We start from the raw sequence: 15,656 nt of genomic DNA on the forward strand, positions 1-15,656 counted from the left end.
ATCCTTTAAGCCATGAAAATTAAAAATAAACTCCGCCTCGGCTTCGGCTTTTTGTTCGTCGTCGTGATGTTCTTCGGGGCCGTATCCATATTCTACATCCACCAGATCTCAGATAATGCCAAAGTTATTCTCAAAAATAATTACGAGTCGCTAAGCTTTGCACGCGAAATGCGCACCGTATTAGATGAGAGCAAATTGCCATTGAACGGTGATGCCCGGTCGAAATTTGCCCATCAATTGCAGCTGCAACAAGCCAATATCACCGAAAAAGGTGAGGAAGCGGCAACGGCCTTCTTAAAGGCCGATTTTAACACGCTACAATCCGCTATTTCAACGCCCATTCAGCTAGACAGTGCCCAGTTTGACGCTCGCGCCCGGTTGCGCAAAATAGAACAGTTGAACATGCAGTCTATTGTACATAAAAATGAGCGGGCGCAGGCATCGGTAAAAGAAGCTACCATGTTTTTGGGTCTTGTTGGTGGTTTCACTTTCCTGATCTTGTTTAGCTTTAGTGTAAACTTCCCGGGTTTTATCGCTAACCCATTGCGCGAATTGATTGATGGTATCCGCGAAATCAGCGCCCGAAACTACAACCAGCATCTTAACTTTAATAAGCACGATGAGTTTGCCGAAGTGGCCTCAGCTTTTAATGATATGGCCGACCGGCTTAATGAGTGGGAAAATACCAACCTGGCCAAAGTGCTGTCGGAAAAGCAACGTATTGAAACTATTATTGAGCAAATGGACGATGCTATTATCGGTTTAAATGAAAAACAAGAGATTCTGTTTATCAATACCGTTGCATCGAACATATTAAATATCAGCGAGAAAAAAATAGTAGGCCAGCCGGCTGAAAAGTTTACCGGAAGTAACGATCTGTTTAAATCAATACTGGCGAGTAACTCGGGTATACGTTCGTTTAAAATTGCGCTGGCAGGCAAAGAATCTTACTTTCAACTAGAGAGCCGGGAGATCGTAATACCTAACCTCGAGCCGCAACCGACAGATGGAATTATTGTAGCCAGCAAATCGGCGGGTAAGGTTTATATTTTGCGTAACATCACCGAGTTTAAAGAGAGGGACGAAGCTAAGACTAACTTTATCGCCACCATTTCGCATGAGTTGAAAACGCCGATCTCGTCTATAAAAATGAGCCTAAAATTGTTGAATGACGGCAGGGTAGGCGAAACTAATGTACAGCAACAAGAATTACTGGCACATATAAAAGACGATAGCGAACGCCTGCTCAAAATAACCAGCGAATTGCTCGACCTTTCGCAGGTAGAGACCGGGAATATCCAGCTCAACTTTGTGGTGTCTGATCCTGTAGAGATTGTGGACTATGCCTTAAACTCCGTACGATTTAACGCCGAGCAGAAAGGGATCACATTACAGGTTATTGCCCAACCCAACCGGTCAAAAGTGCATGCCGATATGGAAAAAACAGCCTGGGTGCTGGTAAACTTCCTTTCGAATGCATTGCGTTACAGCTCCGAAAAATCGAAAGTACAGATACAGTTAGCAGAAAAAAACAAGCAGGTGATCTTCACTGTAAAAGACTTTGGTAAGGGTATAGATGAGCAGTACCAAAAACGCCTGTTCGATCGCTATTTCCAGGTACCAACCGATGGTCAGAATAAATCCGGCTCGGGTCTTGGCCTCGCTATCTCCAAAGATTTTATAGAAGCCCAACAAGGAAAAATTTGGGTGGAAAGCGCAATTGGAGAAGGTAGCAGTTTTAGTTTTTCATTGCCGGCGCACCAAGAGAAGGTGTTGTAAAGTTTAATAAACCAATCTTCGTTGTCGTTCTGAACGTAGTGAAGAATCTTCTGCTACAGACCTGGCGGTTGTGTATATCGAAGAAGATTCTTCGCTGGCGCTCTGAATGACAAAGGATTTATCTATTAAAGAACTCCACATAAAACGTAGAGCCTTTATTCAGTTCGCTATCAACCCAAATTTTGCCACGGTGTTTATCAATAATGCGTTTTACTATTGATAAGCCTACTCCCGAGCCTTCAATATCTCGGGCATTATCCATGCGGTTAAACAATTCGAATACTTTAGGCAGATACTGAATATCAATACCAATTCCGTTATCGCTAATACTGTATACTACTCCCGTTTCGGTAGCCGTGCCTTCAATAGTTACTTTGGGTGAACCCGATGGTATCGAATACTTAATAGCGTTACTGATAAGGTTTGCAAATACCTGGTTTATCATTACCGGGTCGCCGTGTATGGCAGGTGTTTTACCGATCTGTATATCAATATCGGGCGAATTATAAGCCACCAGCAAATCTTTGATCAGTTCATCTATCACAGGCGCCATATCAATCTCTACAGCCTCAATTTCCGAGCGACCTAATTTAGAGTAGCCAAGTACCTCATTGATCATGAGGTTCATTTTATCGGCACCCACTATAATGCGTTCCATAATTTGCTGGGCTCTAGGCTCCAGGTTGCCATTACGCGTTAATATTTGCGAATAGCTTTTGATGGTAGAAAGCGGGTTCTTTAAATCGTGCGAAATGGTGTAACTAAAAGTGTCCAGCTCTTCATAAGCCAGCTTTAACTTTTCGTTAAGGGCACGGATTTCGCCGGCTTTTTGATTTATGGCATAGGTAATTTCCTCGCGCAGGCGTGCAGCAGATTTAATTTCTTCGTTGCTCCAGTTTTTTGAAGTACCCGAAACGGTTTGTGTCCATTCGGCAAACGAGTTACGCGGAGAGATATGCGTCAGACCATTGGCATTTAGCTCAACTGGTTTTTCGGGATTTCCCGCCCATTTTATAGTTTGTATCTGCTCTGGCTTAAACCATATCACGTACTCGTTCATTTCATGCGATAGCACAGATAGCATCAAACCACTGGCAACATCTCTATAAGCTGCTGCTTGTGGATATACGCTTGCAAGATTATTAGTGTAGTGAAACGAGTCGCCGAGGTTGCCTTTAACCCAGGTTAACAGATCCCTTAACTCATCATCATCCGGAGTTATCCCCAATTTAATGATGCTATTCTCGTAAACAACAATTGCCCCGTCGGCATCAACAGCATCTAACACGGTAACCTCCTGCTGTGTTAAAGCATCTTCAATACTCATGCTTTTGAGCAGGTATTTAGAAATCTGATCTACAGCGGATTTATAGCGTTGTGTGGTTTGTTGATTTTCTTCATCCTGACGGAACTCTAAGGCCGACGACAGGATCTGCCCAATAAGTTTGGATGATTCCCTCGATTTAAAGTCAATAAACCGCGGCGAATAATTATGGCAGGCAATCAACCCCCATAATTCCTTTTTATAAATGAGCGAGATGCTGAAACTCGACCCCACCTCCATGTTTTTCAGATACTGAATATGGATTGGAGATACTGCCCGTAATTGCGAAGGTGTAAGATCTAACGGCTGTCCATTATCTGCCGAAGTAATAATTTTCGATGGCGTAGTGTGTACATCGGCAATTAAACGGGTTAGGTTTAATTTATACAACTCGCGAGCTTGTTTAGGGATGTCGGATGCCGGATAGTGCAACCCCATCCACGAATCGAGGTCGGCGTTTCTGGACTCTGCAACAACCTCGCCATGTCCGTCTTCGGCAAAACGGTATATCATCACCCTGTCGTAATCGATAATCTGCTTAATCTGAGCAGCTGTATTATCCAACAGGCGTTGTAAATTTTTATCAGCCAGCATCTCGGATACAGATCGGCCGATTATTTTCTGCAGATCTATATTGAGATCTGAGTCCGCCGGTTCAAACTCCAGCAAAAAGAATTGCTCGGTTGGGGATATGATCAGATAAAAGGGTTTCCCCTGCAAATCAATTGAAAAGGGATTAGTTTGATCAAAACTCTTGTTATGCTTGCCAAGCGTTATGAGTTGACAGATAAGATCTTTAGAGTCATTATTGGCAGTCAGTTGTTCAATATCGTTAATATGTTCGCCAAGCAAATTGGGCTTTATGCCGGGTATAAATGACGCAATATTATCGCTATGATAAGTGATAATGCAATCCTGATTAACTACTATTAAAAAACCATGCGATTGTATCTGTCCCGGTATATGAATGGGTTCTTTATCGCAGTTACTTAGATCAACAGGCGTGTTTATAGGCATTGCATTAATTAAGAATGTAAACAAATATGATAAATAATTTCAAAGTTTGTTCAATGGTTAACGTAAACTGCGTGTGTTATATTTAAAACTAACAGGAGTATTGGCCAGCTTGTTTTAGTAAAAGTTGCAAGGGAGCTTATACAAAAAATGCATCCCGGCTCTCACCCCAGGATGCACTACAATAGTTTGATAATATCTACTGTAATCTACTAAATCTCAGATCCCATGTTTAAAAGGATCCGACTTAGTAACTACAAAACGATGGCAATATTTTATAGAATGCTATCGCGACCGGCAAATTTTAATATAGAAGCGGTTTATCAGCGATATTGTTACAAATTGACGAGCTTAATTCGCCAAAGTTCTAATGTCCCGGATCTTGTTTGTGCTCATCATGCGGGAAACTGCTTCCGCGGTCGCTGCTGCGGCCATGGGGATCGCGGCTTACAAAGCAGCTGCTTAATGAGCAACTGAATAATACAAGTAGTGTCAGGGAAAAAAATCTTGTTTTCATAGCATGTAGTATTTGCATAAAAATAAAGAATTATAGCCATTAAAAAAGGAGCTCTCGCTCCTTAAATATTAGTGGTGATATCCGTCATAATGATGGTCATCATGGTGGTCATAACCTCTATCGGGTGGGCGACGGCCATGGTGATCGCGGTTTACAACACAGCTGCTCAACGAGCCCGCTAAACTTAGTAATAATGCAATGCTGAAAATTGTCTTTTTCATGTTTTTCGTTATTAAGTAGTATATGGTTGAACATCTAATTTTAGAAAAAGATTAAAATGTCACGCTTTCGTTACCATAAAGTTTAAATATAAAACAATGTACTATGTATTGCATAGTACATAAAAACATTTTATATTTGATTTTAAGAAACCATAAAACTTAAAGTGATGAAAAAAATGAATTTGCTATTTATTGGTATCGCAGGCATAATAAGTCTCACCGCCTGTCACAACCGGAGCCACCGTGTTATTGCTATGAGCAATAACAATACATCGGTGCGGATAGAGTACGTTGGAGACGTTTTGTTTAATAACGAACAAACGGGCATTGCGGCCATTTCGCCACACGGTTATGTTAAATATGAACGCGACGGACGAGATTTATTTGCTGAAAATCGGAAGGGCAAAATTTATTACGAATTTAATGGTGACGATGACAAGCTTGACCTAAATACCAGCGAAAGGCAGTTTGTATCTGAGGCAGTTAAAGACATGGTTAAATACGGGCACAATATTAAAGGCAGGTAGGCGGCGTCATACTGCAGGTAAAAGGTAACATCTTTATATAATAGCTACATCCGTTTAAAGATTTACTATTATTGCTTTTTAGTTATAAAATGTTAAATCGCTATGCGGAATAATAATGTTTAGCCACATTTGCCCGTTATATAAAGCGCAATAAAAATTAGAACTTTTGAAAAGATATACTTACCTGCTGCTGTTTTTTGTATTCGTTAGTTTAACTGCTTTTGCCCAGCGCGATAGTGTTCCGCTTAATAGCATTATAGAGAAGGCTGTTAAAACCAACAATGATCACCCAATAGAGAAGATTTACCTGCATACAGATAAGCCTTATTATGCGGTTGGTGATACCATTTGGTTTAAAGCCTACTTAACAATGGACATTCACGCACCCTCAGAACTTAGTAAAGTTGTTAACGTAGAAATTATTAACCCACGAGATTCTGTAATAGAGGAGTTGAAATTACCTGTTGCCAACGGTACCGCTTTTGGTAACATCACCCTAGCCGGTTTAAATTATCGCCAGGGTAACTACCGCATCAGGGCTTACACGCAATGGATGCTTAACTATAACACGTCGTACATGTTCGATAAGATTATTACCATCGGCAGTGCGGTTGATAAAGATCTTAATACTAATGTAACTTACTCGGGAAATATCAACGATAAAAACTCGAAACTTAATGCCCGTATATTATTCCGTGGCACCGACGGTGTAGCATTGACAAGCCGCAAGGTGGACTGGCGTGTAGAAAAAAATGGCGACGTTATCCTTAAAGGCCGGGGCAATACAGATGCTAATGGATACTTGAGCGTATGGATAAGCCCGAACAAGCGTGAAGACATTATTGGCGGCTCATTAATTACGGCAATAGAAACCAACACCAAAAAGACGGCTACAAGTGCTTTTACTTTAAAAAATGCTTTTAACGGTGTCGATGTTCAGTTTTTCCCAGACGGGGGTATGCTCGTTGCTAATGTGCAATCCCAACTGGCTTTTAAAGCTATTCAAAGCAACGGGCTGGGTGTCGATATTAAAGGTAACATAGTCGACAATCAGGGCAAAGAGGTATTAACTTTTGCTTCGCAGCACCTGGGTATGGGTAAGGTTTTGTTTACGCCACAACCAACTACTTCTTATACCGCTAATGTGCAGTTTCCAGATGGTAGCAAAGCAAGTTATAACCTTCCACGCGTAGCTCAGGAGGGTATTAGCCTGGCTGTAAATAATGCGAATCCGCACACTATGATCCTGCAGATTTCAGCCAGCCCCAACTTCTATCAAAAGAATAAGAATAAAACATTTTACATCATCGCCAAAAATGGCGGCTTTGTAACCTTTGCAGCGCAATCTATACTTACCGACGCCGTAAATACAGCCGCTGTACCTAAAAGCAAATTTAAAACAGGTGTTGTAGAAGTGACCTTGCTGTCATCGGCAGGGGAGCCTTTGAGCGAACGCCTGGTATTTGTTAACCACGACGACATGTTGAACATCGGTTTAACTCCCGATAAGCCATCATATGCCACTCGTGGAAAAGTAAGTATAGGAGTAAGTGCTAAAATGGCCGACAAGCCAGTGGCCGGAAGTTTCTCGGTTGCGGTAATTGATGAAACCAAGGTGCCTTTTAATGAGGATGCTGAAACGACTATCTTAAGCAATATGTTGCTAACCAGCGATGTGAGTGGCTATGTAGAACAACCCAGCTATTATTTTAATAAACCCGATATTAAAAAGAATGATGACCTGGATGTTTTGATGATGACCCAGGGTTTCAGGCAGTTTAGCATTTCCGACGTAGTTGGCGGAAAAATAGCCGGTCTTAAATTTGCTCCGGAGCAAGGTATCACCATGTCGGGCAACTTGCGTAAATTGAATGGTATGCCGGTATTTAAAGGTGCGGTGCGCTTAATGATACCAGACAGAAATTATTCGGCCGAAACTACAACCAATGCCGATGGTGAATTTGCCTTTAAAGGAGTAGTTTTTTCAGATTCATCTAAAGTTACCATCAGCGCGCGCAATAATGTTGACTCGAAAAATATGAAGCTGACCATGGACGCAGGTTTCTACCCGGTTCTCGGCAAAACCGAAAATTATCCCGACGAGGTAGTTAATATTGACAGTACTTTGGCGCCATCAATTAAAAACAGCGAGAAGCAATACCAGTTTAACCAGGTGTTGAAGGAAGTTGTTGTAAAAGCCAGTACGATTAAAAAGGTCACCCACCAGGATTATCCGGCATTATCGGGACTAAATTCTTTTGCCGATCACGACGTAAATATGGAAATGCTGAGCGGCTGCAACAACTTTTTAATGTGTTTAAGCACAGCCCTTGTAGGTATTACTTACCGTGATAATAATTTTTACATCACCCGTGATTATAATAATGGTAACAAAAAGCCGGTACAGTTTTATGTAAAAGGTATGCCAGTAGATGTAAACTTTTTGGCCAGTATAACCCCAAGTGAAGTATCGTCTATTGAGATATTTAACAGCGATGGTTTTTCGGGTATTAACAGGATGAATAATAGTAATGGTGTTGTATCTATCAATATGAAAGAAGCACCTAAAGGTACCAAAGTAAGCGCTAATGATCTGAAGCAATTATTCCCTGATCCTAACGTGATAACGTTTACGCCCAAGGGTTATGCAAGGGTGCGTCAGTTCTATTTGCCTAAATACGATGTAAGCAAAAGCGTACAAGCTGCCGACTTACGTACCACCATTTATTGGAACCCCGGAGTTATAACAGATGCCACCGGTGCCGCAACGCTTAATTTTTATAATGCTGATGGCAGGGGTACATATAAAGCAGTTATCGAAGGTATCGATGTAGATGGTAACATAGGCCGTAAGGTTGTTCGTTACACGGTTAAATAGCCTTAATACACATATTGAAAAGGAGCTTAAAATCTAAGCTCCTTTTTTATGCGGTAAATATAAATGCTTAGCTATATTAGCGGCCTGCGGTGGCCAAACACCTTAATGCCTTTTTTGTTAAAAGCTTATGATTAAAATACTACTCCGTTCGGCAATTCTGTTTTGTTTATTAGCTAGCGCCCAAACCTTATGGGCCCAGACCGATAGTGTGACTGTTAAACACTCTACCGTTAAAATACTCACAGATCAGCAGTATAACGCTTATTTAAGCGGCGATGATATTAACAACCTGGCCTACGTAGCAACATTATATCGCTACCCATATCCAGATCAGGTTTTAAAATATAAAACACATTTGAAACTTTCGGCACAACAAATTACCAAGCTCAATGAGATCAACAGCACGTTGAAGATGAAGAAAACCGAAGTAGGTCTTTCTATAGTGCAAAATGAGCGGGTGATTGACAGCCTGTTCCGCACCCGCAAAATTAACGAAGCTACCATTGTGTTTTACACCAACCGTTATGGATTATACCAGGGCGAGTATCGAGGCGCGCTATTAATAGCCGGTTACAATACCCGTAAAGTGCTTAATCCGGTGCAGTTAACGCAGTATAACGAGTTGCTAAATCATAATTGATTATTGCCGATTGATTTACGTAAATTAGCCCCCCCATTTAATAGTTTATGAAGATTACGTTTGACTTTGAAAAACCGCTTTCGGACCTGCAATCGCAGATTGAGAAGATACAGCAGGTTGAAGAAAAAACCAAGGTGGATATGTCGGCAACGCTGACTGAACTGGAGGAAAAATTCGAGGCTACCAAAAAAGAAATATATAGCAACTTAACCGGCTGGCAAAAAGTACAGATCTCGCGCCACGCCGAGCGCCCTTATACCCAACAGTATCTAGAGCTAATGTGCGATGATTTTATCGAGCTACATGGCGACCGTACCGTTGGCGACGATAAGGCGATTATAGGTGGCTGGGGTTCGATAGGAGGCCATACGGCCATGTTCATCGGGCACCAAAAAGGCCGTAACACCAAAGAGCGCCAATACCGCAACTTCGGTATGGCTAACCCCGAAGGTTACCGCAAAGCTTTAAGGCTGATGAAAATGGCTGAGAAGTTTAATAAGCCTATCATTACCCTTATTGATACCCCGGGAGCATTCCCAGGCCTTGAAGCCGAAGAGCGTGGACAAGGTGAAGCCATTGCCCGCAACCTGCTGGAAATGTCGGTATTAAAAGTGCCGGTAATTTGTGTGGTGATTGGCGAAGGTGCATCGGGTGGTGCTATTGGTATTGGCATTGGCGATAAGGTTTACATGCTGGAGAATACCTGGTATTCGGTAATCTCGCCAGAATCATGCTCGTCTATCCTGTGGCGCAGCTGGGATTACAAAGAAAAAGCAGCAGAGGTATTGAAGCTAACCTCGGGCGAGATGTTTAAAAACAAACTCATCGACGGTATCATCAAAGAACCGCTTGGTGGTGCACATCAAGATCCGATTGCTATGGCTTCGGTATTGAAAAAGCAGTTGATCAAAGACGTAAAAGCACTTCAGGAAAGAAACATCGACGAGCTGGTTAACGAACGAGTTGATAAATTCTGTTCTATGGGTGTAGTGATAGAAGACGAAGCCCCAGCCTCAGAGCCGGAAGCGTAATTGGATTTCGGAAGTTCGATTTCGGATTTATAATATTTAACAAAGCCGCAAGTTTAACCGCTTGCGGCTTTGTTGTTTTTGGGTATGTGCCAATTGCGAGTTTAAGTGGTGCAATGGTGCGTTGCACCACATGCACCACTGTGTTCCAACTTAAAAGTCATTTTATTTGCATTTGTGCTTTAATTAATTGGTAATCAGTGTTTTTTTTCACGTGCCTTTAAGTCATAAAATGGAAGAATGCACCACTTTAAGTACTTAAAAGTCTTTTTTCTTGGTGAAATTCTGTAGGTGGATACATAAATGATGTTACTGCGGCGTCATCGATGAAAGGGTTGGTGACAACATCAACCTTTTCTTTTGGCCGAGATCCGCGCCGGCGGCAAAGTCAAAGTTGTAGGTAGTATTTGCCATAAGCAATAGGTGTCGGGCTGAAGCCCTCGAAGCATGGTGTAGCGCCTCTGTGCGCGAAACTTCGAGAGCCTAAGCGTGACAAGCCGGTAACGAATACACTGCGGAAGTATTCAAGAAGTATTTGAATAGATATTTCCGATCACATTAATCCAGCTTCCCGTACAGCATTCTTAAAGCGGTCGCCCCAAAAATCAAGGCCCTCAAAAAAAGTCACACACTTAGAAGATGTATCCAATTGCTCCAAAGTTGGCAGAACGTGTTGCTCAAAATCTGTTCGCATTTCATTGATGAAGTCTTCGAGTGGTGTTGATGGGAGGATATGATAACCAGTTTTGTTTCTATGGAATTGGCTTTTTCGAATTTCAGTAAGAAAGCTTTTCTCTCTTAATTGTATAGATGAATCGAAGAAACTGGGTTTTGAGTGATTTTTGACATTGGGATTTAATGCTATGGCAATATTGAAGCAGAAATGCACATCGTTTTTAGTATTCCAGGAGAAGTTTTGAAGATTGATAAATGTTACCAGTTCATCTCTGCTTTTCCACCAGGTTTGTCCGTTTGTTAAATAACCATGTTGCTTAAGTATAGGTTTAAAATAGGTTTTGATAAATGTATTTTGCTTCTCTTTGGCGGTTAACATAATTTCATCTAAAGCGAGGTCTTTAACAGGGCTGCATTTATCTTGCGTTTGAACCAGGCCTTTAAGTTTACTAAACGAAAAGCTCACAGCTCCAATATACGAAGTTTTCCTCCCCTGTTCAGCCTAAGGTTGGTGTTGTCACCAACCTTTTTCTTCCCTGTTTGAATTCGTAACTTTCTGTTTGATATACATTAGTCAATAAGCTATTTATCAACCGACATTTATCTAAACATCGGTAGGTAAACCATGTTGAAGTATTAAAACAAAAACTTATGGAAATAAAACGCAGCGGTTCGCAGCCATCGGGCAAAGGCCCGGCAGAATATTTTACAGGTACGGTTAGGATAGACCCGCTATTTAGTCCGCCTGAACCGGCGCGTGTAGCTATGGCATTGGTAACTTTTGAGCCAGGTGCACGTACTGCCTGGCACACGCATCCGCTCGGGCAAACTTTAATAGTTACCGCGGGCGCCGGTTGGGTGCAACGCGAAGGAGGGCCAATAGAGGAGATTAGCCAGGGTGATGTAGTCTTTTTTGAGCCTAACGAGAAACATTGGCACGGTGCAAGGGCAACTACAGCCATGAGTCATATTGCTATTCAGGAGAAGTTGAACGGCTCGCCGGTAGATTGGATGGAGCACGTAACTGACGAGCAATACAGCAATCAATAAAAAAAACGGTTTATCATGGAAAATAAAAATATAACGTTAGCATCGTTCAAAAGCCTGTTGGTACTCATTACATTCACCATGACATTATTTGCCTTCGGAAAAGCATCCGCCCAAAACAAGGATCTGATTGTAAGGGTAGCGAAACTGCAGATTGATTCGGCGCAATTGGATAGCTATAATGCGGCCCTTAAAGAACATGCCGAAACTGCAGTTCGCGTAGAGCCCGGCGTAATTACCCTATATGCAGTTGCCGAAAAGGAGAACCCAACGCACATTATGGTGTTCGAGATCTATGCCAATGCTGCGGCCTATCAGGCGCACTTACAGGCCCCGCACTTTAAGAAATATAAAGAGGTTACCAAAAACATGGTAAAGTCGCTGCAATTGGTAGAAACGGATCCGATAGTGTTGGCGGCAAAGCCGAAGTTGTAGGGGGGCTACTTTCAATTTGTCATTCAGACGTGATGAAGAATGACAAAAAATACGACAACCTCCTTTTGCATATTTCTCATTCCCTTCTCGAGAGGGGTGAGGGGTGTGTTCTTACCTTGTCGTCCGAGCGGGGTCTCTTGAAAGGATCCTGCGTTACGCTCGTACAGGCTTGTCCTAAACGCATGGTCCTCTGTCGAGAGACCCTGCGTAGACTTATTTTGTCATCCAGAGCGCTAGCGAAGGATCTTCTGCGTAAAGCGCATCCGCCAAGCAAGGCGTACACTTGGTAATCGAAGAAGATTCTTCACTACGTTCTGAATGATAAAGTTATTCTACAAAAAAGCCGTCCCAACATCAGTCGGGACGGCTTTTTAATATCCTCAAGAAAGCTTATTGGCCTCTCGAAAGTAATGAACCCAGTTTGCCTTCGTATTCTTTCAGCTGGGCGTTGTATTTGTTGGTAAGATCGGTCTGGTGGTAATCTTTGGTCATAGAAGCCAGTCCGCTTAGTATCGACATCGATAACTGTACATCACGCTGCTGAATACCATCGCTGTTGTTTGCCAGCAGGTCAGCATTGTACGATAAGATGTTCAGGATGTAATCATCAATTTCGTTAGCCCATTTATTACCTAGTTTAAACTCGCCAACCTTGTAAGCGCCTTCAACAATGTAGTATTTGCGGGCTGCAACTTCGGTGTAAGGGTAAAGGTTAGGCATAACCTCGTCGTATTTCTTCAACACATTTTTAGCCAGATCTGCGTGTCCTTCCTGCACCAGGTGATCATTCAGCATAATAAACTGTTTCAGAATGATAGGGTAGAACATCGTTAACGACTCATGATCCAGGTAACGGGCATTTTTCATATTTCCCCATTTAAACTTGGTCATCATGTTGTTGTACATTTTCAGCGTGTTAGCGGCGTCTCCTGCAGCAACGGTAGTATCTGGTTTAAATGGCAACAAACGGTTAGCAAAACCTTCGTTGTAAAGGTATTTATCCATACCCATCAGGTTTTCGCTACCTACTGTAATAGCAAAGTACACCGGGCGTTTCCAGTTGTTGTGGGCCAGAATATCTATCATAGCCAGGTTATCTTTAGTAACGTAGTTAGATGGATATTTCCACTCCATTGCGGGTAAAACGCGGTCTTTATCGCTTGCAGAAATAGTTCCGTTTTTAACCAGGCTATCTGCATTTATGGTAAGCTTAAAGTTTTTGGTAGGCAGGTAGTTAGCCGTTTCGCCGCTTTGGTATTCAACTTTGGTTTCAGGGTTATCTGAAGTCATAAAGTCGAAAACCTCTTTCAATTCAACCGGAGTCGAAATGTTTTTATCATTGAAATAAAGCACATCACGTACACCAGCCTCAAATTTGTCATTTGGCATGCTGATAGGCAACGGTGCCGATTCATTCATTTTTTGCTTCATCTGGCGGATATACCAGTCGGTACCTAATAAGCTCAGGTTCACGATACGTACATCCGGACGAACGTTTTCTACTTCTTGTGCATACCACAATGGGTAAGTATCATTATCGCCATAAGTGAACAAAATGGCGTTTGGCGCGCACGACTCGAGATAGTTAGTAGCCATATCGCGCGGTGTGTATTTGGTAGATCGGTCGTGGTCGTTCCATTCCTGGTCGGCCATTAACACCGGTGCAGCCAGTAAACAAACACCGGTTGCAATATAGGCGCTGGTGGTAGCGTTTACCTTTTTGCTTAAAAACTGAGCGATAGCCAATACGCCCAAGCCAATCCAAATGGCAAAGGCATAGAAGGATCCGGCATAAGCATAGTCACGCTCACGCGGCTGGTTAGGATCCTGGTTTAGGTAAAGCACAATGGCTAAACCTGTCATAAAGAATAGTACGGCAACCACCCCGGCATCGCGTTGATTGCGCTTAAAGTGGAACCACAAGCCCAGCAAACCAATAATCAAAGGCAATGCAAACAGGCGGTTATATGAGTTGCTATGCGTAACACTGTAAGGCAATTTCTTGGCTACGTTAAGGCCGCTTATCCAGTTACCATCGGTGCCGTTGCTATCGCTTTGGCCATCCATTTCATTGGTACGGCCCACAAAGTTCCATAAGAAATAACGGGTGTACATTTGGTTAACCTGCCAGCTGAAGAAGAAGGCCAGGTTATGCACCAGCGTCGGGCTTTCCTGTTCGCCAAGGTGCAGCCATCCGCGGTAAAACTCTGGGTCGCCGCCGGCCTGGCTAAATGTGCGTGGGAAAATGGTGTTACGATCGTAGATCTGGGTGATTTTTTTACCAGCAACTTCATATTTGGTTTTACCACGACGGTAAAGGGTTTGTCCTTCAGATTGATCAACCGGTTTCGAATCAAAGTATTGGCCATACATTAAAGGCGTATCGCCATACTGGTCGCGGTTTAAGTAGCTGTTTAATGCAAAGGCATCTTCCGGATCGCTGTTGTTAAGGTTAGTGCCTGCTTTAGCGCGGATAATGATCATCACAAAAGAGCTGTAACCTAATAGGATAACAATAGTGCTCAATAACACCATGTTTAAGATATAGCGTTTGTTGCGGATGTGGATTACATACTCTAACAAAGCTACTAAAGCAATACCGGCAATTAAACCAATAATACCTGCGCTAATGCCTAGTAACAAGATAAAGCAAATAGCCGAAGCAATTATAATTGGGGTAGATGGGTTGATGGTATAATAAATGCCTAATATAATGGCAGCTAAAAGCAGGATGTAGAACACAATAGCACCGCTGCCAAAGCCAAAGCCAAGGGTGTTTACAAATAACAGATCAGAATAAGCTGCACCTTTAACAGTGTATTGGATAATGCCCCATAGTATTAAACCTAAAGCTATAACACCTAATACAAAAGACCATACCGTACCTTTTGCTGTAACCTTATCGGCACGGCGGAAGTAAATAACCAACGCTATACATGGTATAACCAATAAGTTAAGCAAGTGTACACCGATTGATAAACCCATTACATAGGCAATAAAGATCAACCATTTATCGGCGCCCGGCTCATCTGCATGGGCATCCCATTTCAATATAGCCCAGAAAACAATGGCAGTACATAAAGACGACTGCGCATAAACTTCCGACTCTACAGCCGAGAACCAGAAGGTATCTGAAAAAGTATAAGCCAAAGCGCCAACTAAACCGGCGCCTACAATAAGTATAGTATTAAGCGTGCTTACCTCTTCGCCGTATTTGGTTAATATTTTACGGGCCAACGCTGTAATACTCCAGAATAGGAATAAAATAGTGGCGCCGCTGGCCAATGCCGAACCAACGTTGGTCCAGTAGGCTACGAGGTGTATATCGCCCATAGAGAAGAGCGAAAACGCTTTACCTATCATAGTAAACAGCGGGGCACCCGGTTGGTGGGCTACCTGTAAGCGATAAATACAGGCAATGAATTCGCCGCAATCCCAAAAACTGGCCGAAGGCTCGAGAGTTAAAATGTAAGTTAACGAGGCTATCAGAAAGGTAATCCAGCCAAATAGGTTGTTGATCTTATTATAATTCATGATCGAATATACAGTATAGCTATAATTAAGCCGACGA

Annotated in this window: 12 protein-coding genes; 7 read left to right on the forward strand and 5 right to left on the reverse strand. The window is 42.5% G+C overall.

All coding sequences use genetic code 11. The features are described 5' to 3' along the window. Nucleotides 1-12 precede the first annotated feature (12 nt). Nucleotides 13-1,779, forward strand: a complete 1,767-nt coding sequence (locus tag GSY63_RS14550) for an ATP-binding protein (protein WP_166586545.1) — start codon at nt 13-15, stop codon at nt 1,777-1,779. Between the two features lie 118 nt (nt 1,780-1,897). Here GSY63_RS14550 and GSY63_RS14555 read toward each other — a convergent pair whose 3' ends face one another. The 3 genes from GSY63_RS14555 to GSY63_RS14565 form a co-directional block, all read right to left on the reverse strand. After that, nucleotides 1,898-4,120 (reverse strand): ATP-binding protein, encoded by a 2,223-nt coding sequence (locus GSY63_RS14555; protein ID WP_166586546.1) that lies wholly within the window; start codon nt 4,118-4,120, stop codon nt 1,898-1,900. A gap of 364 nt (nt 4,121-4,484) precedes the next feature. Continuing rightward, nucleotides 4,485-4,634, reverse strand: a complete 150-nt coding sequence (locus GSY63_RS14560; protein WP_166586547.1) for a hypothetical protein — start codon at nt 4,632-4,634, stop codon at nt 4,485-4,487. A gap of 68 nt (nt 4,635-4,702) precedes the next feature. Further along, complete coding sequence (locus GSY63_RS14565; protein WP_166586548.1) at nt 4,703-4,855, reverse strand: hypothetical protein; 153 nt, start codon at nt 4,853-4,855, stop codon at nt 4,703-4,705. Between the two features lie 167 nt (nt 4,856-5,022). Here GSY63_RS14565 and GSY63_RS14570 point away from each other — a divergent pair, with 167 nt between their 5' ends. The 4 genes from GSY63_RS14570 (at nt 5,023) to GSY63_RS14585 (ending at nt 9,931) form a co-directional block, all read left to right on the forward strand. After that, nucleotides 5,023-5,382 carry a hypothetical protein gene (locus GSY63_RS14570; protein WP_166586549.1) on the forward strand — a complete coding sequence of 120 codons (360 nt, stop codon included), beginning with the start codon at nt 5,023-5,025 and terminating at the stop codon, nt 5,380-5,382. Between the two features lie 166 nt (nt 5,383-5,548). Then, the gene (locus GSY63_RS14575; RefSeq protein WP_166586550.1) at nt 5,549-8,260 is read left to right on the forward strand and encodes a carboxypeptidase regulatory-like domain-containing protein; all 2,712 of its coding nucleotides are present in this window, start codon (nt 5,549-5,551) and stop codon (nt 8,258-8,260) included. Between the two features lie 127 nt (nt 8,261-8,387). Further along, on the forward strand, nt 8,388-8,900 hold the full coding sequence (locus GSY63_RS14580) for a hypothetical protein (protein WP_166586551.1): 513 nt from the start codon (nt 8,388-8,390) through the stop codon (nt 8,898-8,900). 47 nt (nt 8,901-8,947) lie between these two features. Then, nucleotides 8,948-9,931: an acetyl-CoA carboxylase carboxyltransferase subunit alpha gene (locus GSY63_RS14585; protein ID WP_166586552.1), complete on the forward strand. Its 984-nt coding sequence runs from the start codon at nt 8,948-8,950 to the stop codon at nt 9,929-9,931. 550 nt (nt 9,932-10,481) lie between these two features. On the opposite strand, the gene GSY63_RS14590 is transcribed toward GSY63_RS14585, so the two are convergent. Further along, entirely contained in the window at nt 10,482-11,069 is a 588-nt protein-coding gene (locus tag GSY63_RS14590) for a DUF4304 domain-containing protein (RefSeq protein ID WP_208094550.1), read from the reverse strand. A gap of 185 nt (nt 11,070-11,254) precedes the next feature. Here GSY63_RS14590 and GSY63_RS14595 point away from each other — a divergent pair, with 185 nt between their 5' ends. After that, nucleotides 11,255-11,653, forward strand: coding sequence for a (R)-mandelonitrile lyase (locus GSY63_RS14595; protein WP_166586554.1), 399 nt, complete (start codon nt 11,255-11,257; stop codon nt 11,651-11,653). A gap of 15 nt (nt 11,654-11,668) precedes the next feature. Continuing rightward, nucleotides 11,669-12,085 carry a putative quinol monooxygenase gene (locus GSY63_RS14600; RefSeq protein WP_166586555.1) on the forward strand — a complete coding sequence of 139 codons (417 nt, stop codon included), beginning with the start codon at nt 11,669-11,671 and terminating at the stop codon, nt 12,083-12,085. A gap of 390 nt (nt 12,086-12,475) precedes the next feature. On the opposite strand, the gene GSY63_RS14605 is transcribed toward GSY63_RS14600, so the two are convergent. Further along, entirely contained in the window at nt 12,476-15,619 is a 3,144-nt protein-coding gene (locus tag GSY63_RS14605) for a protein O-mannosyl-transferase family (RefSeq protein ID WP_166586556.1), read from the reverse strand. Between the last annotated feature and the right edge of the window lie 37 nt (nt 15,620-15,656).

The organism is Mucilaginibacter agri (assembly GCF_009928685.1).
Classification (GTDB): Bacteria; Bacteroidota; Bacteroidia; order Sphingobacteriales; family Sphingobacteriaceae; genus Mucilaginibacter; species Mucilaginibacter agri.

What these genes read in the sequence shown, in the direction of transcription:
- GSY63_RS14565 (WP_166586548.1), bottom strand. Translation starts at nt 4,855, where the DNA reads ATGAAAAAGACAATTTTCAGCATTGCATTATTACTAAGTTTAGCGGGC.
- GSY63_RS14595 (WP_166586554.1), top strand. Translation starts at nt 11,255, where the DNA reads ATGGAAATAAAACGCAGCGGTTCGCAGCCATCGGGCAAAGGCCCGGCA.
- GSY63_RS14550 (WP_166586545.1), top strand. Translation starts at nt 13, where the DNA reads ATGAAAATTAAAAATAAACTCCGCCTCGGCTTCGGCTTTTTGTTCGTC.
- GSY63_RS14600 (WP_166586555.1), top strand. Translation starts at nt 11,669, where the DNA reads ATGGAAAATAAAAATATAACGTTAGCATCGTTCAAAAGCCTGTTGGTA.
- GSY63_RS14570 (WP_166586549.1), top strand. Translation starts at nt 5,023, where the DNA reads ATGAAAAAAATGAATTTGCTATTTATTGGTATCGCAGGCATAATAAGT.
- GSY63_RS14585 (WP_166586552.1), top strand. Translation starts at nt 8,948, where the DNA reads ATGAAGATTACGTTTGACTTTGAAAAACCGCTTTCGGACCTGCAATCG.
- GSY63_RS14560 (WP_166586547.1), bottom strand. Translation starts at nt 4,634, where the DNA reads ATGAAAACAAGATTTTTTTCCCTGACACTACTTGTATTATTCAGTTGC.
- GSY63_RS14580 (WP_166586551.1), top strand. Translation starts at nt 8,388, where the DNA reads ATGATTAAAATACTACTCCGTTCGGCAATTCTGTTTTGTTTATTAGCT.
- GSY63_RS14555 (WP_166586546.1), bottom strand. Translation starts at nt 4,120, where the DNA reads ATGCCTATAAACACGCCTGTTGATCTAAGTAACTGCGATAAAGAACCC.
- GSY63_RS14605 (WP_166586556.1), bottom strand. Translation starts at nt 15,619, where the DNA reads ATGAATTATAATAAGATCAACAACCTATTTGGCTGGATTACCTTTCTG.